The 19,197-nt window shown below is 61.5% G+C and carries 18 protein-coding genes and 1 tRNA gene; 9 read left to right on the forward strand and 10 right to left on the reverse strand.

Translation table 11 applies throughout. The features are described 5' to 3' along the window. The first annotated feature begins 426 nt into the window (after window positions 1-426). A complete protein-coding gene (locus I5S59_RS13270) occupies window positions 427-729 on the forward strand; it encodes a DUF6124 family protein (RefSeq protein ID WP_197877019.1) in 303 nt (100 codons plus the stop codon). A gap of 10 nt (window positions 730-739) precedes the next feature. On the opposite strand, the gene I5S59_RS13275 is transcribed toward I5S59_RS13270, so the two are convergent. Next, a complete protein-coding gene (locus I5S59_RS13275; RefSeq protein WP_197877020.1) occupies window positions 740-1,663 on the reverse strand; it encodes a LysR family transcriptional regulator in 924 nt (307 codons plus the stop codon). 123 nt (window positions 1,664-1,786) lie between these two features. Here I5S59_RS13275 and I5S59_RS13280 point away from each other — a divergent pair, with 123 nt between their 5' ends. After that, complete coding sequence (locus tag I5S59_RS13280; protein ID WP_197877021.1) at window positions 1,787-2,536, forward strand: 3-oxoacyl-ACP reductase family protein; 750 nt, start codon at window positions 1,787-1,789, stop codon at window positions 2,534-2,536. A 5-nt stretch (window positions 2,537-2,541) separates the two neighbouring features. Here the strand turns inward: I5S59_RS13280 and I5S59_RS13285 are convergent, their stop codons facing one another. Further along, window positions 2,542-3,429 (reverse strand): LysR family transcriptional regulator, encoded by an 888-nt coding sequence (locus I5S59_RS13285; protein WP_197877022.1) that lies wholly within the window; start codon window positions 3,427-3,429, stop codon window positions 2,542-2,544. A 105-nt stretch (window positions 3,430-3,534) separates the two neighbouring features. Here I5S59_RS13285 and I5S59_RS13290 point away from each other — a divergent pair, with 105 nt between their 5' ends. The 3 genes from I5S59_RS13290 to I5S59_RS13300 all read left to right on the forward strand — a co-directional run bounded on the left by I5S59_RS13290 (window position 3,535) and on the right by I5S59_RS13300 (window position 7,533). Then, window positions 3,535-4,728 carry an MFS transporter gene (locus I5S59_RS13290; protein ID WP_197877023.1) on the forward strand — a complete coding sequence of 398 codons (1,194 nt, stop codon included), beginning with the start codon at window positions 3,535-3,537 and terminating at the stop codon, window positions 4,726-4,728. An 85-nt stretch (window positions 4,729-4,813) separates the two neighbouring features. Then, a complete protein-coding gene (locus tag I5S59_RS13295; RefSeq protein WP_197877024.1) occupies window positions 4,814-5,194 on the forward strand; it encodes a hypothetical protein in 381 nt (126 codons plus the stop codon). A gap of 209 nt (window positions 5,195-5,403) precedes the next feature. Further along, on the forward strand, window positions 5,404-7,533 hold the full coding sequence (locus I5S59_RS13300) for a TonB-dependent siderophore receptor (protein ID WP_197877025.1): 2,130 nt from the start codon (window positions 5,404-5,406) through the stop codon (window positions 7,531-7,533). Window positions 7,534-7,699: 166 nt separating this feature from the next. On the opposite strand, the gene I5S59_RS13305 is transcribed toward I5S59_RS13300, so the two are convergent. Beyond that, window positions 7,700-7,789: transfer RNA gene (locus I5S59_RS13305), tRNA-Ser, on the reverse strand. 289 nt (window positions 7,790-8,078) lie between these two features. Between I5S59_RS13305 and I5S59_RS13310 the strand changes: the two genes are divergently transcribed. The 3 genes from I5S59_RS13310 to I5S59_RS13320 all read left to right on the forward strand — a co-directional run bounded on the left by I5S59_RS13310 (window position 8,079) and on the right by I5S59_RS13320 (window position 10,648). Next, window positions 8,079-8,768, forward strand: coding sequence for a crotonase/enoyl-CoA hydratase family protein (locus I5S59_RS13310; protein WP_197877026.1), 690 nt, complete (start codon window positions 8,079-8,081; stop codon window positions 8,766-8,768). 121 nt (window positions 8,769-8,889) lie between these two features. Beyond that, a complete protein-coding gene (locus I5S59_RS13315; protein ID WP_128325958.1) occupies window positions 8,890-9,612 on the forward strand; it encodes a lysophospholipid acyltransferase family protein in 723 nt (240 codons plus the stop codon). A 64-nt stretch (window positions 9,613-9,676) separates the two neighbouring features. Next, window positions 9,677-10,648: a magnesium and cobalt transport protein CorA gene (locus I5S59_RS13320; RefSeq protein ID WP_128325957.1), complete on the forward strand. Its 972-nt coding sequence runs from the start codon at window positions 9,677-9,679 to the stop codon at window positions 10,646-10,648. On the opposite strand, the gene I5S59_RS13325 is transcribed toward I5S59_RS13320, so the two are convergent. Further along, window positions 10,626-11,363 (reverse strand): amidotransferase, encoded by a 738-nt coding sequence (locus I5S59_RS13325; RefSeq protein WP_197877027.1) that lies wholly within the window; start codon window positions 11,361-11,363, stop codon window positions 10,626-10,628. The two genes, I5S59_RS13320 and I5S59_RS13325, sit on opposite strands and share 23 nt — an antisense overlap. A gap of 542 nt (window positions 11,364-11,905) precedes the next feature. On the opposite strand from I5S59_RS13325, the gene I5S59_RS13330 reads away from it, so the two are divergent. Then, window positions 11,906-12,709: a cytochrome c gene (locus tag I5S59_RS13330; RefSeq protein WP_197877028.1), complete on the forward strand. Its 804-nt coding sequence runs from the start codon at window positions 11,906-11,908 to the stop codon at window positions 12,707-12,709. A gap of 3 nt (window positions 12,710-12,712) precedes the next feature. Here I5S59_RS13330 and I5S59_RS13335 read toward each other — a convergent pair whose 3' ends face one another. The 6 genes from I5S59_RS13335 to I5S59_RS13360 all read right to left on the reverse strand — a co-directional run bounded on the left by I5S59_RS13335 (window position 12,713) and on the right by I5S59_RS13360 (window position 19,045). After that, complete coding sequence (locus I5S59_RS13335) at window positions 12,713-13,510, reverse strand: transglutaminase family protein (protein WP_197877029.1); 798 nt, start codon at window positions 13,508-13,510, stop codon at window positions 12,713-12,715. Continuing rightward, window positions 13,507-14,457, reverse strand: a complete 951-nt coding sequence (locus tag I5S59_RS13340; protein ID WP_128325953.1) for an alpha-E domain-containing protein — start codon at window positions 14,455-14,457, stop codon at window positions 13,507-13,509. The genes I5S59_RS13335 and I5S59_RS13340 overlap by 4 nt, the downstream gene beginning before the upstream one ends. Window positions 14,458-14,460: 3 nt before the next feature. Further along, a complete protein-coding gene (locus I5S59_RS13345) occupies window positions 14,461-15,870 on the reverse strand; it encodes a circularly permuted type 2 ATP-grasp protein (protein WP_197877030.1) in 1,410 nt (469 codons plus the stop codon). Window positions 15,871-16,049: 179 nt separating this feature from the next. Further along, window positions 16,050-16,382 (reverse strand): ribonuclease E inhibitor RraB, encoded by a 333-nt coding sequence (locus I5S59_RS13350; RefSeq protein ID WP_197877031.1) that lies wholly within the window; start codon window positions 16,380-16,382, stop codon window positions 16,050-16,052. A gap of 186 nt (window positions 16,383-16,568) precedes the next feature. Further along, a complete protein-coding gene (locus I5S59_RS13355) occupies window positions 16,569-16,805 on the reverse strand; it encodes a hypothetical protein (RefSeq protein WP_128325950.1) in 237 nt (78 codons plus the stop codon). A 155-nt stretch (window positions 16,806-16,960) separates the two neighbouring features. Then, window positions 16,961-19,045, reverse strand: coding sequence for an LTA synthase family protein (locus I5S59_RS13360; RefSeq protein ID WP_197877032.1), 2,085 nt, complete (start codon window positions 19,043-19,045; stop codon window positions 16,961-16,963). Window positions 19,046-19,197 lie beyond the last annotated feature (152 nt).

Below are 19,197 nucleotides of genomic sequence, written 5' to 3' on the forward strand. Positions count from 1 at the left end.
CCCCTCTTTCCGCGGCCCGCGCCCCTGGTGTATACCCCCCCGCCCAAAGCCAGTTGCCCCTACCGGAGCGTGGCTCCACATTCATTGTGGGAGCCGGCGACGCCGGCGATGGGCTGCACAGCAGCCCGTGCTACTAGCCATCGTTAGGTCCTACGACCTATCCTACGCGGTCTGTCGACCTCAGTAGCTTGCCCGGGGAAAGCCTGCACTTTAGGCTCGTTCGTTCACTGGATTTTTCAGTGGGCGGATTTGGCGATCCGGCAAGCACTCGTTTTGACGTGGCCATTCTGTTATGGCGGCTGTGCGCGGGAGGGTTTCGACCCTGCCGGGTTTCCGAGTGTTCCGGTTCGCCAACCTGCGTACAGCTGCCACCCTATGTTTGGCGACAAATGCGTGGCAGCCCCTTTCCTGCACTCGGAGCTGACCATGAAAAAAATCGTCCCCGATCCACCAGAACTCTACCTCGTTCAAACCAGCGAAACCCCTGTCATCAGTTGCCCCGAACACCCGCCCTTGTTCAATGTACGTGCCGGCGTCAGTGCCGAAGACGCACTGGTGCATGCCTTGCTCTACCTCAAATGCGCACGCGCCACTGCTGCTGAGGCGGTGCAACACACCTCACAAGCCGGAAGGGAGTTTGCCTGGTCCACCCAGCACTCACTTGAACTGGCCAGCGGCCTGATCGATGCCTTGCTCGATGGCATCGAGCAACGGATCTACGTGGATTAGACCCGCTGCATCACACCGCACTGAACCGCTGCGCCAAACCCTGCCGGGCAAACTGTTCGATGATGAAATCAACGAAGGCCCGCGTTTTGCCCGGCATCAGTTTGTGCTCGGCGTAGTACAACGAAATATTGCCGTCATCCACGTACCAGTCCGGCAGCACCCGCACCAGGCTGCCGGCCTGCAAATAGGGCACGGCGAACGGCAGGCTCACCAAGGCCACCCCCAGGCCCTGCTCTGCCGCTGCACACGCCGCCTCCGAATCGCTCATGGTCATGCGCACCCGCAAACTCAGCGGGCTTTGCGACTGATCACGGTGGGTCAGCGGCCAGGCACGCACACGCCCGGTCTGGGGCGAACGGATCAAAATCCCGTCTATTTCCTGCAGGTCTGCCGGCGTGCCGATCAGCGGGTGACGCGCCAAAAACCGCGGTGCGGCCACCAGCACCCGGTGCGCCGGGGTGAGTTTGCGCGCGACTACCCCTTGCGGCAGCTCGAAACCGCCGCCGATGGCCGCATCGAAGCCCTGACCAATCAGATCGACCTGGCGGTTATCAAAATGCCAATCCGGAACGATCGCCGGGTACCGCTGCAGAAACTCGGCCAGTAGCGGCACGATGTACAAGCGCCCGAACACCGTGCCCATACTCACCTTCAAGGTGCCGGCCGGCTGCCCCTGGGCACTGGCGAGGTTGGCCAATGCATGCTGGATGGTCTGAAAGCTGCCCGCCACCTCATCGAGAAAGCGCTGGCCGGCCTCCGTCAGGGTCAGCCGGCGGGTGCTACGCTGGAACAGTCTTACGCCCAGGCGTGCCTCCAGGCCGGCGACGTTCTTGCCCACCGCCGCAGGCGTCAGGCTCAGGCGCCGGGCGGCCTCGGCAAAGCTGCCGACTTCGGCACTGCGCACAAAGCATTCGATACTGCTGAAGGTTTCCACAGGTCCGATTCCCAACTGATGGTTTACACAGACTATAGCGATTACCGGCTACTCAGAGGGTAATCGGCCATCGATACTGAGCCTCATCCAGGGCATTCAGCCTTGATCTTTCGGGAGCACATCATGTCGACTCAAACCCGCCTCACCGGCAAAGTAGCCTTGGTCCAGGGTGGATCACGCGGTATCGGCGCCGCCATCGTCAAACGCCTGGCCGCTGAAGGCGCGCAGGTCGCGTTCACCTATGCCAACGCCACCGAGCAGGCCCAGGCGCTGCAGAACAGCATCGTCGAAAGCGGCGGCAAAGCCCTGGCGATCAAGGCCGACAGCGCCGATGCCAAGGCGGTACAAGGCGCCGTGCAACGCACCGTCGAGGCCTTCGGAGGCCTGGACATTCTGGTCAACAACGCCGGAGTTCTGGCCGTCGCGCCGTTGCTTGAGTTCGACCTCGACGACTTCGACCGTACCCTGGCCGTTAACGTGCGTTCGGTGTTCGTCGCAAGCCAGGCGGCCGCCCGGCACATGGGCCAAGGTGGGCGCATCATCAACATCGGCAGCACCAACGCCGAGCGCATGCCCTTCGCCGGTGGCGGCCCGTATGCCATGAGCAAGTCGGCACTGGTGGGCCTGACCCGCGGCCTGGCGCGGGACCTCGGCCCCCTGGGTATCACCATCAATAATGTGCAGCCGGGCCCGGTGGACACCGAAATGAACCCGGCCAAGGGTGATTTCGCCGAAAGCCTGATGGGCTACATGGCGGTAGGACGCTATGGCGAAGTGGAAGAAATCGCCGGCTTTGTCGCCTACCTGGCCAGCCCGGAAGCCGCCTATATAACCGGCGCCAGCCTGACCATCGACGGTGGCTTCGCGGCCTGAGGCCCTCAGCCTCCGTCCCGGCTGGCCAGGTGCTGTTCGATCATGCGAACAAACGCCTTGGCCGCCGGCGTCGGGCTCTTCGACCAGATGACGTAGAGGTGCCGCCGCGGCGCATCACGCAGGGTCGCCGTGGCCACCGCGCTGAAGCTGCTGGCAATGCGCGCGGGTACCAGCCCCACTGCCAGCGCGCGCTGGACGAATTTTTCCACCAGGCGGATGTTGCTTACCTCGAACTGTACGCGGTGGTGTACTCCGGCAGCAGCAAAGGCTTCATCGGTTTGGCGACGGGCGCCAGTGCCGGCGGGAAAGTCCACCAACGGCTGGCCCTCCAGGTGCGCCAGTGTCAACGCGTCAACCCGGGTCAGCGGGTGGTCGGGCGGCAATACCGCCACCAGCTCTTCTTCGGCGAGCAGGCGGTAATCGACGCCTGCCAGTTGTTCCCCCGGCCACACACCAATAAAGCCCACGTCCAGCCGTCGCTCACGCACGTCGGCGATCAGCAGCTCGCTTTTGGCCATCGTCCAGCGAATGTCCACCTGCGGGTGCTGGTGATGAAACCCAGCCAAAAGATCAACCAGATCCAGTTCGGTCAGCGAAGTAATCTCACCGATGGACAATTGACCACGCACCACGCCACACGCAGCGGCTACGTCGTCGGCAATACGCCGGGTGGCTTCCAGCGCCGGCACGGCACTCTGTACGAAAGCTTCCCCTGCAGGCGTCAGGCGTACCCGTCGCGAGCTACGCTCGAACAGGCTGGCACCGAGCGTCTCTTCCAGCTTGGCAATCTGGTGACTCAACGCCGACTGCACCACATGGCAGCGCTCGGCAGCCCGGGTAAAACTGCCGGCTTCTGCCACGGCCAGAGCGTATTCGATCTGTTTGAGGTTCATGGATTGATCTATTTTCAAGATGGATAAAATGAAAACGATACATTGGCGTCATACTAGCGCATTTCCGATACTGCTACTTTCAACTGCCCCTGATCGAGACGGCCCATGACCTCCTCCACTTCACCCTTAAGCCGCGGCCTGATCCTGCTGATGGCCACTGCCACGGGTCTGGCCGTGGCCAGCAACTATTACGCCCAGCCGCTGCTGCACAGCATCGCTGAACATTTCGGCCTGAACACTGCCAGCGCCGGGGCCATCGTGATTGCCGCGCAGCTCAGCTATGGCGCCGGCCTGTTGCTGCTGGCACCACTGGGTGACCTGTTCGAGCAACGCCGGTTGATCGTCAGCATGATCGGCATCAGCACCCTGGGCCTGTTGATAAGTGCCTTTTCACCCAGCCTGCATTGGTTGTTGCTGGGCACTACCCTGACCGGGCTGTTCTCGGTGGTGGCGCAGATTCTGGTGCCCATGGCCGCCGGCCTGAGCGACCCGGGCCAGCGCGGGCGGGTAGTCGGCACACTGATGAGCGGGCTGCTGCTGGGTATCCTGCTGGCGCGCACTGCAGCCGGTTTCATGGCCGAGCTGGGCGGCTGGCGCAGCATTTACCTGCTGGCGGCCGCACTGATGGCGGTGTGTGCCATTGCCCTGGCACGCGCCCTGCCAGAGCGTCATCAACATGCCGGGCTGCGTTATCCGGCGTTGATCGGCTCGGTGTTTCGCCTGTTCGTGGATGAGCCGGTATTGCGCCTGCGCTCACTGCTCGGCTTGCTGTCATTCTGTTTGTTCGCCTTGTTCTGGACACCGCTGGCATTCCTTCTGGCCGCTGAGCCCTACCAGTACTCAGACGCGATCATCGGCCTGTTCGGCCTGGCGGGTGCCGCGGGCGCGCTGTCGGCCAACTGGGCCGGTCGCCTGGCCGATCGCGGCAGGAGCGCCATGGGCACCACCGTCGGGTTGCTGGCGCTGCTGTTGTCGTGGGTACCACTGGGCTTTGCGCAGTCGTCGCTGGTGGCACTGTTGATTGGCGTGCTGCTGCTGGACCTGGCCGTACAGCTGGTGCATGTGAGCAACCAGAACGCGGTGATCGCCCTGCGCCCGGAAGCACGCAATCGTCTGAACGCCGGCTACATCACCTGCTACTTCATCGGTGGCGCGCTGGGATCACTGCTCGGCACCCAGTTGTTTCAAACGTATGGTTGGCACGGCATCGTCATCGCCGGCTTTGCAATCGGCAGCCTGGCGCTGCTGGTCTGGGGACTGGCCGAGCGCCAGCGCAGCGTACGTGCGCGTACGGCCTGACCCTCCGTCGCCCGACAATTGACTTGTAACGGTACCTGGCCTTCAGTTGCGGATGGACAACGCCCCTTTCAACCTGGATGACGCTATGACAAGACTCAAGGTTCAGTCCGGTGATTTCTTGCAAGGTGAAGCCGAGTATCGCAACGGATCGCTTATCCTCAAGACCGCCCGAAGCCCCTCCCCTGGGGAAAAAATCGCACTCTCGCGCATCAGTGAACTGATCGTCGCCAACCAGGAATCCTATCGCAGCCTTGGCAGCACTTTGGGCTGGGGTGTGGCCGGTGCTCTGGTGGCCGGGCCGGTCGGCCTGATCGCCGGGTTGTGGCTTGGCGGCAAAGAGGAAGAAATCACCTTCCTGGCCACCTTCGAAGACGGCCGCAAGCTGATGGCAATCACCGACAGCAAAACCTGGACCAGGCTCAACGGCCAGTGGCGCCGCCATGCACTGCCTGCCGCCAATCGCTGAGCCGGCACGGCGCTGATTCGCTTCATGCTTTGAATCCATGCAGGTAGTTACAGGGGCACCGTGAACCGGCCGCCCCTGCTACTATGCGCGCCCTCTTGCCTGGCGCAACGCCGGCAAGCTTCCGCCCTCCGCACTTTACTGGACGACCGCCCCGGACCAGCGCCCCATCGCTGACGGTGTGTCTGCTGCATGCTTTCAAGGAGCTTTGCATGACCCTGCCCCGCCCGCGCCTCCCCTTGAGCCTGCTTGGCTTGAGCCTGGCCTTGCCCGCCCCGCACAGCCTTGCCGAGAACAGTATCACCCTGGCGCCGGTCAACGTATCGCAGGTCTACACCGAGGGCTATCAGGTACAGGACACGTCTGTGGCAGGGTTTGCGCCTGCCCCCTTGCTCGACACACCCGCATCGGTGGCGGTGTTCAGCAATCAACTGCTGACCGACCGGCAAGTGCGCAAACTTAGCGAAGTGTTGCAAAGCGATGCCTCGGTAGGCGAAAGCTACGCCCCCATCGGCTATTACGAAAACTTCAACGTGCGCGGCTTTGAACTCAATGCCGCCAGCAGTTACAAGATCAACGGCCAGACCATTGCCGGCGAGCAGAACGTTGCGCTGGAGAACAAGCAGCAAGTTGAACTGCTCAAGGGCCTGTCCGGGTTGCAGAGCGGCGTTGCCGAACCCGGCGGGTTGATCAACTACGTGACCAAGCGCCCGGAGGAAGTCCGTTCGGTTACGGTTTCGAGCAATGAACAAGGCGAGCGTTACATCGCCACCGACCTCGGCGGCTGGTTCGGCAGCGAACGCCAGTTCGGCCTGCGCGCCAACCTTGCGCACGAAGACATCCGCTCTTACGTCGACCACGCCGACGGCAAGCGCGACTTCGCCGCCCTGGCCTTCGACTGGCAGATCAACCCGGACGCGGTGCTGCAACTGGATGCCGAATACCAGCAACGCGAGCAGCGCTCGGTACCGGGCTATCAATTGCTCGGTGGCAACAGCCTGCCCCACGGCATAGACCCGCATGACCGCCTGGCTTACCAGCCGTGGGCAAAGCCTGTGACCATCGACTCGCTGAACCTCGGCGGGCGCTTCGAATACCGCTTCGACGACACCTGGACCGGCACGCTCAGTGCGTCGCGCAGCAAAGTGATCATCGACGATTACAGCGCCTTCGCCTGGGGCTCAAGCGAAGGCGCCTACTTCAGCCAGGCGGGTGACTACGACATCTATGACTACCGCAGCCCCGACGACACCCGCCGTACCGACGAAGCACAGGCGGCGCTCAATGGCCATTTCGATGCCCTGGGCCTGGGTCATGAACTGACCCTGGGCACCAGTGCGCAGCGTCGCACGCTGGATCAACGCCCTTACTTCAATGAATGGATTGGCAGCGGCAACATCTACCAGCCAGCACCGGGCCTGGAGCCTTCCGACAAAAGCGTCGGCCACAGCACCCGCCGCCTGGACAGCCGTCAGTACGGCGTATTCGCCAGCGACCGCATCAGTTTCAACGAACACTGGCAGACCGTGCTCGGCGCACGCCTGGTACGCCTGGACGAAAAGACCTTCGATGAACAGGGCACACCCGGCCGCCATACCCGCGATTATCAACTGCTGCCCAACGCCGCCTTGATCTACAAACCGCGCACGGATATTTCCCTGTACACCAGCTACAGCAAGGGTATTTCCTCGGGCGGTACGGCGCCCTGGTTCACCGGCAATGCTGCCGAGATCCTGGCGCCGACGCTCTCCCATCAACTGGAAGTCGGGATCAAGCGTGACTGGCAGCGTCTGAGCCTGAGCGCGGCGCTGTTTCAATTGCGCCAGGCCTATCAGTATTCGCAACCAGACGGTGTTGGCGGCTTTACCTACGTGCAGCAAGGCCAGCAGAAAAACATCGGCCTGGAACTGGGCGCCAGCGGCTGGCTTACCGAGCGCCTGCAGGTCAATGCTAGCGCGGCGGCCATACGCGCGCGGGTGAAACACAGTGGTACGGCCGACTATGAAGATCATCAGGCGATCAACGTGCCGAATTTTCGCGCGGCCATCCAGGCCGACTACAGCCTGCCGATAAATGGCCTGGCCCTGCTCGGCGGCGCACGCTACAGCGCGAGCAAATACGCCAATCAGGCCGGCACGGTGGAGGTGGGCAGCTATGCCGTGTTTGACCTGGGCAGCCGCTACAGCACAACCATCGGCGGCTACGACACAACGCTGCGGCTGATGGTGGATAACGTCTTCGACAAACGCTACTGGCGTGATGCCGGGGAATACCTGGGCGATGCGTATCTGTTCCAGGGTGCCCCGAGGACAGCGCGGGTATCGGCATCGCTAAATTTCTAAGCCCGTTTTCCGGCTCCTGCTGTCCTGTAGGAGCCGGCTTGCTGGCGATAATCCCCGCCGCCTGAATCGCTGGCAAGCCAGCTCCTACGGGCTGCGCGTGCCAACGCAAAAACCAGCCCAAAACAAAAAGCCCCTGATCTTCGCAGATCAGGGGCTTTTCTAAATGTGGCGGTGAAGAAGGGATTCGAACCCTTGATACAGTTTCCTGTATACACACTTTCCAGGCGTGCTCCTTCAGCCACTCGGACACTTCACCGTTTCTCTTCAAGCTGTTCAGCCTGTCGAGGCGCGCTAATGTAGTCGAAACAGGTTCTGATGGCAAAGGTTTTTTTCAGAATTTTCATGCGCTTAAGCCAATCCGCCAAAAAGCCCCGGGCTACAGGGCATAGCCGCCAATCTCTGGAGTGCTTCGGCAGCCGGTAATCACCCACCCCCACATTGCACGGCAAAGCGGCCAAGGGCTGACTGATCAGTCAGTCACAGCGCTTTACCTCGCTGGCCGGGCTGAGTAACGTCTGCTGCACTCCCCTTTTAGGAACCCTGTCATGAGTGAGCTGATTTCCTACCACCTTGAAGACGGCATCGCGACCCTGACCCTGAACAACGGCAAGGTCAACGCCATCTCCCCAGACGTGATTGCGGCCTTCAATGCCGCGCTCGATCAAGCGGTGCAGGACCGTGCGGTGGTGATCATCACCGGCCAGCCGGGCATCCTTTCCGGTGGCTATGACCTTAAAGTGATGACCGCAGGCCCGAAAGAAGCCGTCAGCCTGGTCACCGCCGGCTCGACCCTGGCCCGGCGCATGCTCTCGCACCCCTTCCCGATCATTGTCGCCTGCCCGGGCCATGCCGTGGCCAAAGGTGCATTCCTGCTGCTGTCGGCCGACTACCGCATCGGTGTCGAAGGGCCGTTCAGCATCGGCCTGAACGAAGTGCAGATCGGCATGACCATGCACCACGCCGGTATCGAACTGGCCCGTGACCGTCTGCGTCGCTCGGCCTTCCACCGTTCGGTGATCAACGCCGAGATGTTCGACCCGGTCAGCGCCGTAGACGCCGGTTTCCTCGACAAGGTCGTGCCGCTCGAGCAATTGCAGGAAGCCGCCCTGAGTGCCGCCCGGCAGTTGAAGAAGATCAACATGAACGCGCACAAGCACACCAAACTCAAGGTGCGCAAAGCCCTGCTCGAGACCCTCGACGACGCGATCATTCGCGACCAGGAACACCTGGGCTGACCCCTACCAAGGCCTGATTGCGATTATTTACGCAATCAGGCTGTTACAACTGCATTGAGCGTTTGCCCGCACAAGTGCACACCCGTACACTGCGCCGCGTTTGCCTGGTGTGAGTCGTACGATGCTTTTCCTAATCCGCATGCTCCTGTTGGGGCTGCACTTTGTTGTGGTCGGTGTTCTCGGTGTACTGGTCGGCCTGTGCCGCCCCTTCAACCCCGACAACAGCCGTATTTGTGCGCGTCTTTACGGGCTGCCGGCAACCTGGCTGATGCGTATGGATATCAAGGCCGAAGTCGGCCCGCTGTTCGACCAGCCGCCGGGCTGCGTGATCGTTGCCAACCATCAATCCAACCACGACCTGTTCGTGCTCGGCCACGTGGTGCCTCCGCGCACCGTGTGCATCGGCAAAAAGAGCCTCAAGTGGGTGCCCCTGTTCGGTCAGCTGTTCTGGCTTAGCGGCAATGTGCTGATTGACCGTGGCAACGCCTACCAGGCGCGCCGCGCGATGCAGACCACCACGCGCACCCTGTGCGAAGACGACACGTCGATCTGGGTGTTCCCCGAAGGTACACGCAACGCCGGCGAGCAACTGGTGCCATTCAAGAAAGGCGCCTTTCACATGGCAGTCGAGGCCGGTGTGCCGATCGTGCCAGTGTGTGTCAGCCGCTATACCGGGCGCATGCGCCTGAACAGCTGGCGACGCAGCAAGGTCATCATCCGCTCGCTGCCGCCGATTGCCACCAGCGGCCTGACCCAACAGGACGTGCCCGCCCTGGCTGCGCAGTGCCAGGCGCAGATGCAGCGCTGCATCGACCTGATGGAGGCAGAACTGCAACAGGCCTGAAGGTTGCCGAATGCCGTGTGTCAGCCCAAGCTGTTGGCACGGTAATCAGAAGAAGCGAACCACCATGGGACGAGTTGTTGCAGCGGCGGTGTACAGCGCCGGCAGAAAAGTCACCAATATCAATATCGATGAAGGCAGCCAGTGGGCCAGTAAACCCGGGCATTTTGTCTGGATCGGCCTGGAAGAACCCAACGCCCAGGAGCTGGCCAACCTTCAGCGCCAGTTCAACCTGCATGAACTGGCCATCGAAGACGCCCTGGAAAAGCACAGCCGGCCGAAGCTGGAAACCTTCGGCGACGCGCTGTTCATCGTGACTTACTCGCCGGTGCGCCATGAAGGCAAGCTGGAGTTCATCGAAACCCACATCTTTGCCGGCAACGGCTACATCATCACCTGCCGCAATGGCCACTCCAAGTCCTACGCCCTGGTGCGCCAGCGCTGCGAAGCGCGGCCACTGTTGCTGGAACACGGCGAAGATTTCGTGCTGTACGCCCTGCTCGACTTCGTCACGGAAAACTACCAGCCCATCGGCGAAGCCATTCATGGCGAGATCGAAGAGCTGGAACAGACGGTGCTGAGCAGCTCGCTGCAGGAAGACGACATCCGCCGCCTGCACAGCCTGCGCCGCGACATCCTGCGCCTGCGCCGCTACGTGGCGCCGATGGTCGAGGTCAGCGAAGAACTGCAGCGCCTGACCTTCCCGTTTATCGACAAGAACATGCGCCCGTACTTTCGTGATGTGCAGATTCACGTCACCCGGCAGATGGAAGACCTGGCCGGGATCCGTGACATCGCCAGCCAGACCATCGAGATCGGCATGCTGCTGGAGTCGTCACGCCAGAGCATCGTGCAGCGCAAGTTCGCCGCCTGGGCGGCGATTCTGGCGTTCCCCACGGCGATTGCCGGCATCTACGGCATGAACTTTCAGAACATGCCGGAGCTGAGCTGGCATTACGGCTACTTCGCCGTGCTCGGCGGCATTGTGCTCGGCTGCACGGCGCTGTTCGCCAGCTTCAAGCGCTCCGGATGGCTTTAGCTTCAGGTTGCTGCGCGACAAAGCGCATCATCCACTCACCGACCATGCCGCCCTGGTGTTCTTCGACCAGGCTGGCCACGGCCTTCTGGTAGACCTCCTGGCCAAGGCTCTGCTGACGCAGCTCCAGCAGTGCCCGGGAATAGTCGTGGACGAACTCGGGGTGGCCCTGGAAGCACAGCACCTGGTCGGCGATGTGGTAGGCGGCATACGGGCAGAAATCGCTGGAAGCGATCACCGTGGCGTTTTCGGGCAATGCCGTGACCTGGTCCTGGTGGCTGATCAGCAGGGTCAGCTCGGACACGGTCGGGTCCATCCACGGCGCCTTGGCGGCCAGCTGGTAGCGATGGATGCCCACGCCCCACCCTTGTGACGAACGTTCAGTCTTGCCGCCAAGTACCAGCGCCAGCACCTGATGGCCGAAGCACACACCCAGCAACTTGTCGCCACGGTTGTAGCGGTCGAGCAAAAACGCCTTGAGCGTCTCGATCCACGGATCGGTGCCAAAAGAGTCGGCTTTGCTGCCGGTTACAAGGTAGGCGTCGAATTTTTTGTCATCATCGGGGTACTCGCCATTCATCACGTTATACACGTCGAATTGCGCGGCGATGGGTTGACTGGCGAACAGCTGCTCGAACATCCGTCCGTAGCCCTGATACTGCCCGATCAGCTCGGGTCGCAGGACGTCGGTTTCCAGGATGCAGATGCGTAACGACATAAAAATAGTCCTGAACGACAAAGGCGGGATTGCCCCCTAGAGCCTGCCCCGAATAAGGCTTGCAAGCAAGTAGGATGCACTGACGAACGGTCAATGGCACAACTGCCTTCATCAACGGGTGCACAGGTGTCTAGCAAGGGAAAAATTTAGCTGATGGCACAAGGCCTCATAGCGAAAATACACATTTTGTAATATCCAAAGATGAAAGCGTTCTAAAACAACGCTGACATTGACCCTAAGGTTAGCTGTATATCAATTCGTAAAGGTTCACGTCTGGACGTCAAACCGCGTTACCCATGTTTGCCGGATCGACGACAAGGAAGCCATAAGGCACTCAGGAATAACAACAAGAAGGCGGTCAGCCATGTTCAAACAATCCAAAGTACGTCAAGCCGGGCTCATTCTCTTTGCCACGACACTGCTGTTGATCCTGCCGAATCTTTCACGGCTGTTCGGCTAGCGGCTGTCTGCCTGAATAACCCTATGGTCCGCTTCGGCCCTGCGCAGGTAATCTGCCAGCCTTGAACTGCTGGAGATTGCCTGTGCGCCCTTACCTCATCCTGCTGTTATCGCTGCTGTGTCCGTCGCTGCACGCGGCGCAATTGACCCTGGAGCTGGGCAATACCAGCCGCAATTGGCAAAGCGCCGAACTGCTCAGCCATCCGGCAGCGCGGGATATCCGCATTGACGACGATGTCTCCTACAAGAAAACCATGCACTACCGGGCGGTGCCGTTGGCCGCACTGCTGGTCGGGATCAAGCCCGGTGATCACCTGCAGGCGGTCGCCGAAGATGGTTTTGCCGCCGAGATGCCGGCTGCGCCGCTGCTCGCCAGTGGCCCTGCACAAGCCTGGCTGGCCATCGAGGACCCGGACAAGCCCTGGCCGCCCCTGGGTAACGGCAAACCCAGCGCAGGTCCCTTCTATCTGGTCTGGACAAACCCACAGGCCGGTCGCATCAGCCCGGAACAATGGCCGTTCCAGGTGGCCAGCATCCGCCGCTTGCCCCCGGTCGCCGAACGCTTCCCGGCGCTGCTGCCCGCCGCGACACTGCCCGGCGATGACCCGGTCAGGCGGGGCTTTGCCCTGTTCGAGAAAAACTGCCTGGCCTGTCACCGGCTCAATGGTGCGGGCGATGCGCAGTTCGGCCCCGACCTGAACCTGCCGTACAACCCCACCGAGTACTTCCAGCCTGCCTTTCTGCGCCGCTTGATCCGTGACCCGCAAAGCCTGCGGCAATGGCCACAGGCGAAAATGCCCGGGTTCAGCAGTGCGGTGCTCAGCGACCCGGAACTGGATGCCCTGCTCGCCTACCTCGGGCACATGGCCACGCGCAAACAGCCTTGAGCCTCATTGTTGCTGGGCGGTCACGCTCGGCAATACCAGGACTTTGGCATGCATCTGTTCGAAACCGCCGCCACGACGCATACCCCGCACCGGGCAGGCATCCAGGTAGTCCAGGCCAACGGCCAGCTTGAGGTGGCGCTCGGGCCGGGCCAGTTGATTGGTCACATCGAAGCTGTACCAGGCATCGTCGAGCCAGGCTTCAGCCCAGGCATGACTGGCCATCTGCTGGCTTTGGTTGTCGAACAGGTACCCCGACACATAGCGCGCCGGCACCCCCAGGCTGCGTGCGCAGGCCAGGAAGGCGTGTGTATGGTCCTGACAGACGCCTGCCGCGCCGGCAAAGGCCTGCGCAGCACTGGTGTCGACCGCCGTGCTGCCGGGCTTGTAGGCCATGCGCTGGTTGAGGGCGTTCATCAGTTCAATCAGCGCAGAACGGTCGCGACGCTGGCGGCATTGCTCGCTGGCGAACGCGCGCAAGGCCTCATCGGCTTCGGTCAGGCGGGTAAACCGCAAGAATGGCAGTGGCGACTGCGCCTCGTGTTCAGCTTCGCGGGTTTCGTCGATTTCTACCAAGCCACGGGCAGCAATGACCAGGTCCGAATGCGGCTCCTCCAGGCTCAACACATGCAAGATATTGCCGAACGGGTCCAGCTGCGCCCGCGCCGGTCGCGGCAGCTCCAGTTGCCAGGCCAGTATCTGCTGACGCTCACTGTCATGGGGCGTCAGGCGCAAGTACTGGATACTGGCGCGCACCTGGTCTTCGTAGTGGTAGGCAGTTTCATGGCTAATGGTCAGTCTCATACGGCCTCCAGGTAAGCACTGTGGATGGCGTTGCCCAACTGGCGCACCAACGGGATGTAGTGGGTCAGCCAGGGGTGCAGGCCTTCGGCAAGGATTTCGTCGATGGCCGTGTAACGCAGCCGCGCATCCACTTCAGCGGCCAGGCGCTGTGCAGCCCGGCCGTTGGCGCCTGGCAGGCTGGCGAGAATCTGGTCGATCTCTTCGGTGCAGGCACGCAGCGAGCGCGGTACGTCGGCCCGCAGCAACAGCAGCTCGGCGACATGCCGGGCGGCGGGGGCATCACGGTAGATCTCGGTGTAGGCCTCGAACGAGGACAACGCCCGCAACAAGGCACTCCACTGGTAATAGCCACGGGCCGAACTGTCACTCACGGCCTCGGCCTCCTCGCCGAGCATCTCGTAGCGTGCATCGAGCAGGCGCAGCGTGTTGTCGGCGCGTTCTATAAAGGTACCCAGGCGGATGAAACGGAAGGCATCGTTGCGCATGATGGTGCCGTAGGTGGCACCACGGAACAGGTGCGAACGCTCTTTGATCCATTCACAAAAGCGGCTCATGCCGTAACGGCCCAGGCCCTGCTCGGCAATGCCACGGATTTCCAGCCAGGTGGCATTGATGTTTTCCCACATGTCGGCGGTAATCCGCCCACGCACCGCATGGGCACTGGCCCGCGCCGCACCCAGGCAGCTGTAGATGCTCGCCGGGTTTTCCGGGTCCAGGGCAAAAAAGTGCAGCAAGCGCTCGGCATGCAACTGGCCGTGACGCTCCAGGTAGTCATCCAGGGTGCCAGTGATCAACAGCGGCATGGCCATTTCATCCAGGCCATCACCGCGACCATCCTGAGGCATCAACGACAGCGAGTAACTCACATCCAGCATCCGCGCGAGGTTTTCCGCACGCTCCAGATAACGCGACATCCAGTACAAATCTGAGGCTGTTCTACTCAACATGGCTTAATCCTCGACCACCCAGGTGTCCTTGGTACCGCCGCCCTGGGACGAGTTGACCACCAGCGAACCTTCGCGCAGCGCCACCCGGGTAAGGCCGCCGGGCACTACCCGGGTTTCCCGCCCGGACAGCACAAAGGGGCGCAAATCGATATGGCGCGGGGCAATGCCGTTTTCCACGAAGGTCGGGCATGTCGACAGGCACAGGGTCGGCTGGGCGATATACGCGGCAGGGCGGGCCTTGATCCGGGCAGCAAAGGCTTCGATTTCGGCACGGGTCGCGGCCGGGCCCACCAGCATGCCGTAGCCGCCCGAACCCTGGGTTTCCTTGACCACCAGTTCTGGCAGGTGAGCCAGCACATGCGAAAGCTCTTCCGGTTTGCGGCACTGCCAGGTCGGCACATTCTTGAGGATCGGCTCCTCATCCAGGTAAAAGCGGATCATGTCGGTGACATAGGGGTAGATCGACTTGTCGTCGGCGACCCCGGTGCCGATGGCATTGGCCAGCACGACGTTGCCACAGCGGTAAGCTGACAGCAGCCCGGGCACCCCGAGCATGGACTCGGGGTTGAAGGCCAATGGATCGAGAAAAGCATCGTCCAGGCGACGGTAGATCACATCCACGGGCTTCGGGCCGCCTGTGGTACGCATGAATACCCGCTCGTCACGCACGAACAGGTCCGCCCCTTCGACCAGCTCGACGCCCATTTCTCGCGCCAGGAAGGCATGTTCAAAGAAGGCACTGTTGAAGCGACCCGGGGTCAGCACCACAACACTGGGGTCATCCAGGGGGCTGGAGCTTTTCAGGGTGTCGAGCAACAGGTTGGGATAATGATCGATCGGCGCAATACGCTGGGCGGCGAACAGCTCCGGGAACAGGCGCATCATCATCTTGCGGTCTTCGAGCATGTAGCTGACACCACTGGGCGTGCGCAGGTTGTCTTCAAGCACGTAGTAGCTGCCATCGCCGTCACGCACCAGGTCAACACCGGACACATGCGAATAGATATCGCGGTGCAGGTCCAGCCCCTGCATTGCCAGTTGATACTGCTCGTTGGCCAGCACCTGTTCGGCCGGAATGATCCCGGCGCGAATAATCCGTTGCTCATGGTAGAGGTCGGCCAGAAACAGGTTCAGCGCCTTGACCCGCTGAATACACCCGCGCTCGACCATTCGCCATTCACTGGCCGGGATGCTGCGCGGAATGGTGTCGAACGGGATCAGGCGTTCAGTGCCCTGCTCGTCGCCATACAGGGTGAAGGTGATACCGGCGCGATGAAACAGCAGATCGGCTTCGCGCCGACGCTGGGCCAGCAACTCCGGCGGGGTGTCGGCCAACCAGCGGGCAAACTCCCGGTAATGCGGACGGACCTGGCCGTCTGCGCTGTACATCTCGTCATAAAAGGTGCGGATCATGCCGAACTCCTTGTCACCCGTGCACCCGAGCCTTCGCAAGCCTCGTGCCAGCGGCATAATTCCTTTAATTTCAACAGGTTGTATTTAGCAAAAAGAACGATCGCACCAGATGTGTGCAATGCTTCAAGCTGGCGAGTGGCCAACGCTTCATTGCGAAGCGTTGGCCTGTGTTGCAGCACTCAGGCCGACTGGCGCTCGTGTTTCACGCCCCAGCCTTCGATTTCTCCGCCCAACGGGGCAATCACTGCTTCAAAATCCTGCTCGAACTCTCCGATGCCGCCGTAGGTGGCGTACATCACCTTGCTCAGTTCCAGATTCCAGGCGCCATCATCGCGCTCATGCACCTGGGCACTGAGTGATTCCCCGCGAAACTGCCCTGCTGCCCGTCGTGCCCGTGCCTCATCGGGGAAAACCGCGTAGAACTCAATGGGATGAATCTGGGCAAAGTTGAAGCCGCCCTCTTTCATCTGGCGCAGCACAGTGCTGCTGATATCCTCGTATTGGCTGCTCATGAATCGTCCTCCTCATTACCGATGGATAGACTTTCAGTGCAAAACGCACCTGCCCGCCACACAGAGCGTGCGGGGGCAATTCGAGCTGATGCATGACGTGGATCGACAAGACCGGGCGTTCGGAAAAAACCGACCGACCTCGATTGCAGCGTAGCGCCTAGTTGCCCGGCGCGCCAATAGGCAGGCTCAAGGCGCCTCGGTGATGGCGGTGATTTCCACGCCACTCTGTTCCTTCAGCCATTTGGCCGTCGGCATGGAGGCGCGGTCCTGGTAGTCGGTGAGATCCAGTTCGTCCATGACCGGATACAAGTGCGCGCGAATGCGCCGTGCAGCCTCTTCGATACTGGGCATTTGATCGCCGCTGTAGGGCAGCGACGTGCACTCGCCTTTCTGATCAACAAAGGTAATGACCCACGCTTTCATTGGACTCTCCTTTGTACGGATGCTCAGGGTCGATCGGCCCTACTTCCCGTTGACCACACGGCCGGAGCGATGTTCAGTACAGCCACCGGCGTGCACATAAAAAAAGAGGCCCGAAGGCCTCTTTTTGAGCGGTTCAGCGTAATGCCGCGCTGTGCTTACTTCGGCGTGCCGTGGACAACGCCTGCGGTGTTATCCAGCAAGCTCTTGGTCGCGGTCTGGATAAACGACTCAAGCTTGTGGGTCAGCTCGGTCTGGTCCGGGCTTTCGATCAGCTCGGCCTTGAACTTGGCGCCCAGCTCGTAGCGGTACATGCGTGGCGACATGTCCTTGGACTCGATCAGGATGCGATCTCCCTTGACCAGACCAACAATTTGCTCACTGCCCGACGGCTTGATCATGCCAAAGCCCTGGTCGCCAGCCGGCAGGTTGAGCAGGTCACGCCCCCAGCACTGGTGACGGGTTTCGCCGCCCAGGCGGCCCATGATGGTCGGTACGATGTCGATCTGGGTGCCTACGGTATGGCTCACCGCACCGAACTTCTCCTGGATCCCCGGGGCGATCAGCAACAGTGGCACGTTGAAACGACCGAGGTCGAGTTCGGTGACCTGCTCATGGTTGCCAAAACCATGGTCGCCAACGATTACGAACAGGGTTTCCTTGAAGTACGGCTCTTTACGCGCCTTCTCGAAGAACTGCCCCAACGCCCAGTCGGAGTAGCGCATCGCCGTCAGGTGCTGGTCCAGGCGGCCCTGGCCGGTGACCGGCTCAACCGGCAGGTTGGCAGGCAAGGCATACGGGGTGTGGTTGGAGAGGGTCTGCAGCAGGGCATAGAACGGCTTCTTGCCGTAGTTCTTGGCCAGCTCTTCGGCGCCGCGGTCGAACATGTCCTGGTCAGACACGCCCCAGGTCGGATCGGAGAACACCGGGTTGACGAAGTCATTGCGGCCAATGAAGGTGGTCATGCCCTGGTTGCCGAAGAAGCCCGACTGGTTGTCCCAGGCAAAGTCGCCGTTGTAGACGTAGACATCGTCATAGTCGCGGGCGCTGAGCAGCGCTGGCAGGCCAGACAGCTTGTGGCCGCCTTCCGGCGTCTGCATCAGGTATTCGAAGCCCGGCAGGTTCGGGAAGCAGGCCATGGTGGCGAACATGCCCTGGTGGGTATGGGTGCCATTGGAGAAGAAACGGTCGAACAGCAGACCTTCTTTGGCCAGCTTGTCGAAGTACGGGGTGATGTTGTTCGGGCTGCCCAGCGCACCTACCGAGTGACCGGCGAAGCTCTCCATCAGGATCACCACGACGTTCTTGATCGGCAGGGTATTGGCGGCCGGCGGAGTGAAATCACGGCGCACGGCGGCGCTGTCGGCATCGACCAGTTTGTCGTTGTCGGTCAGCAGCATGTCGCGCACGGTCTGGGTCGCCAACGTTTGCTCGATGGTCGACTTCCAGATGTTGGCGCGGTCTTCACCAAAACGGCTCTTGGCAGCATCGATCAAGGTCAGCGTGCCGTTGAGGCCCAACTGGTTGACGAAGTTCGAGTCGGTGGTAAAGGCATCGCCCCAACGCATCGGCGGGCCCTGACGCAGGGTGCCACGGGCGGCAACCACGGCCACCAGCAGGATCATGAAGAACACCACGCCACGCACGTACCACGGGGCCACGGCGCGGGTGCCGGCCGTCTGGTTCTGGTAGGCGCCGCGTGGGCGGGTCAGGCGGTCAATGCCTTTGAAAATCAGGCTCAGCAACCAGGTGCCGACAACCCACGCCAGCAGGTAGCGCACCACCGGGAAGCCGTACCAGAGCATGCTCAGTACAGTCTTGGGGTCTTCCTTGACGTACTGGAACACCAGGCCGTTGAGGCGCTGGTGGAACTCGCGGTAGAAGTCCATCTCCATCAGGCCGAGGAACATCACCACGCTGGAGGCCAGGGTCAACCACACCCGGAACAGGCCGCGAGCTGCCATTGCGCGGGCGCTGAGGGTCGCCAGCAGCAGTGGAATGCTCAGGTAGACAACAACGCGCAGGTCGAAGCGCAGGCCATTGAGGAAACCCTCGGCCACGGTCGACATCGGCGTCTCGCCGATCATGTCGCTGTTGTAGACCAGCAACGCCAGGCGCACCAGGCTGAGCATCAGCATGATCACCAGGCCACACAAGAAGGTGTAGGCCAGGTGCGATTTTAGCGTTGGTTGCAGCGGGCGCGACGCAGCCCGCTGATCACTCAAGGCGTCCGTGTTAGCCATGGGTTGGAAGATCCCTAGAATGCAGGTTCAAGAAGGCGGAAAAATCGAGTCGGCAAATGTGCACTAAACCCGAGGGTAATGCACGGCCATTCTGCGAACGAATAATTGCGCGCGCGGATTTTCCATAATCGAATGTGAAAATTTCGTTTAGA

This window comes from Pseudomonas alkylphenolica (assembly GCF_016009175.1).
GTDB classification, from domain to species: Bacteria; Pseudomonadota; Gammaproteobacteria; order Pseudomonadales; family Pseudomonadaceae; genus Aquipseudomonas; species Aquipseudomonas alkylphenolica_B.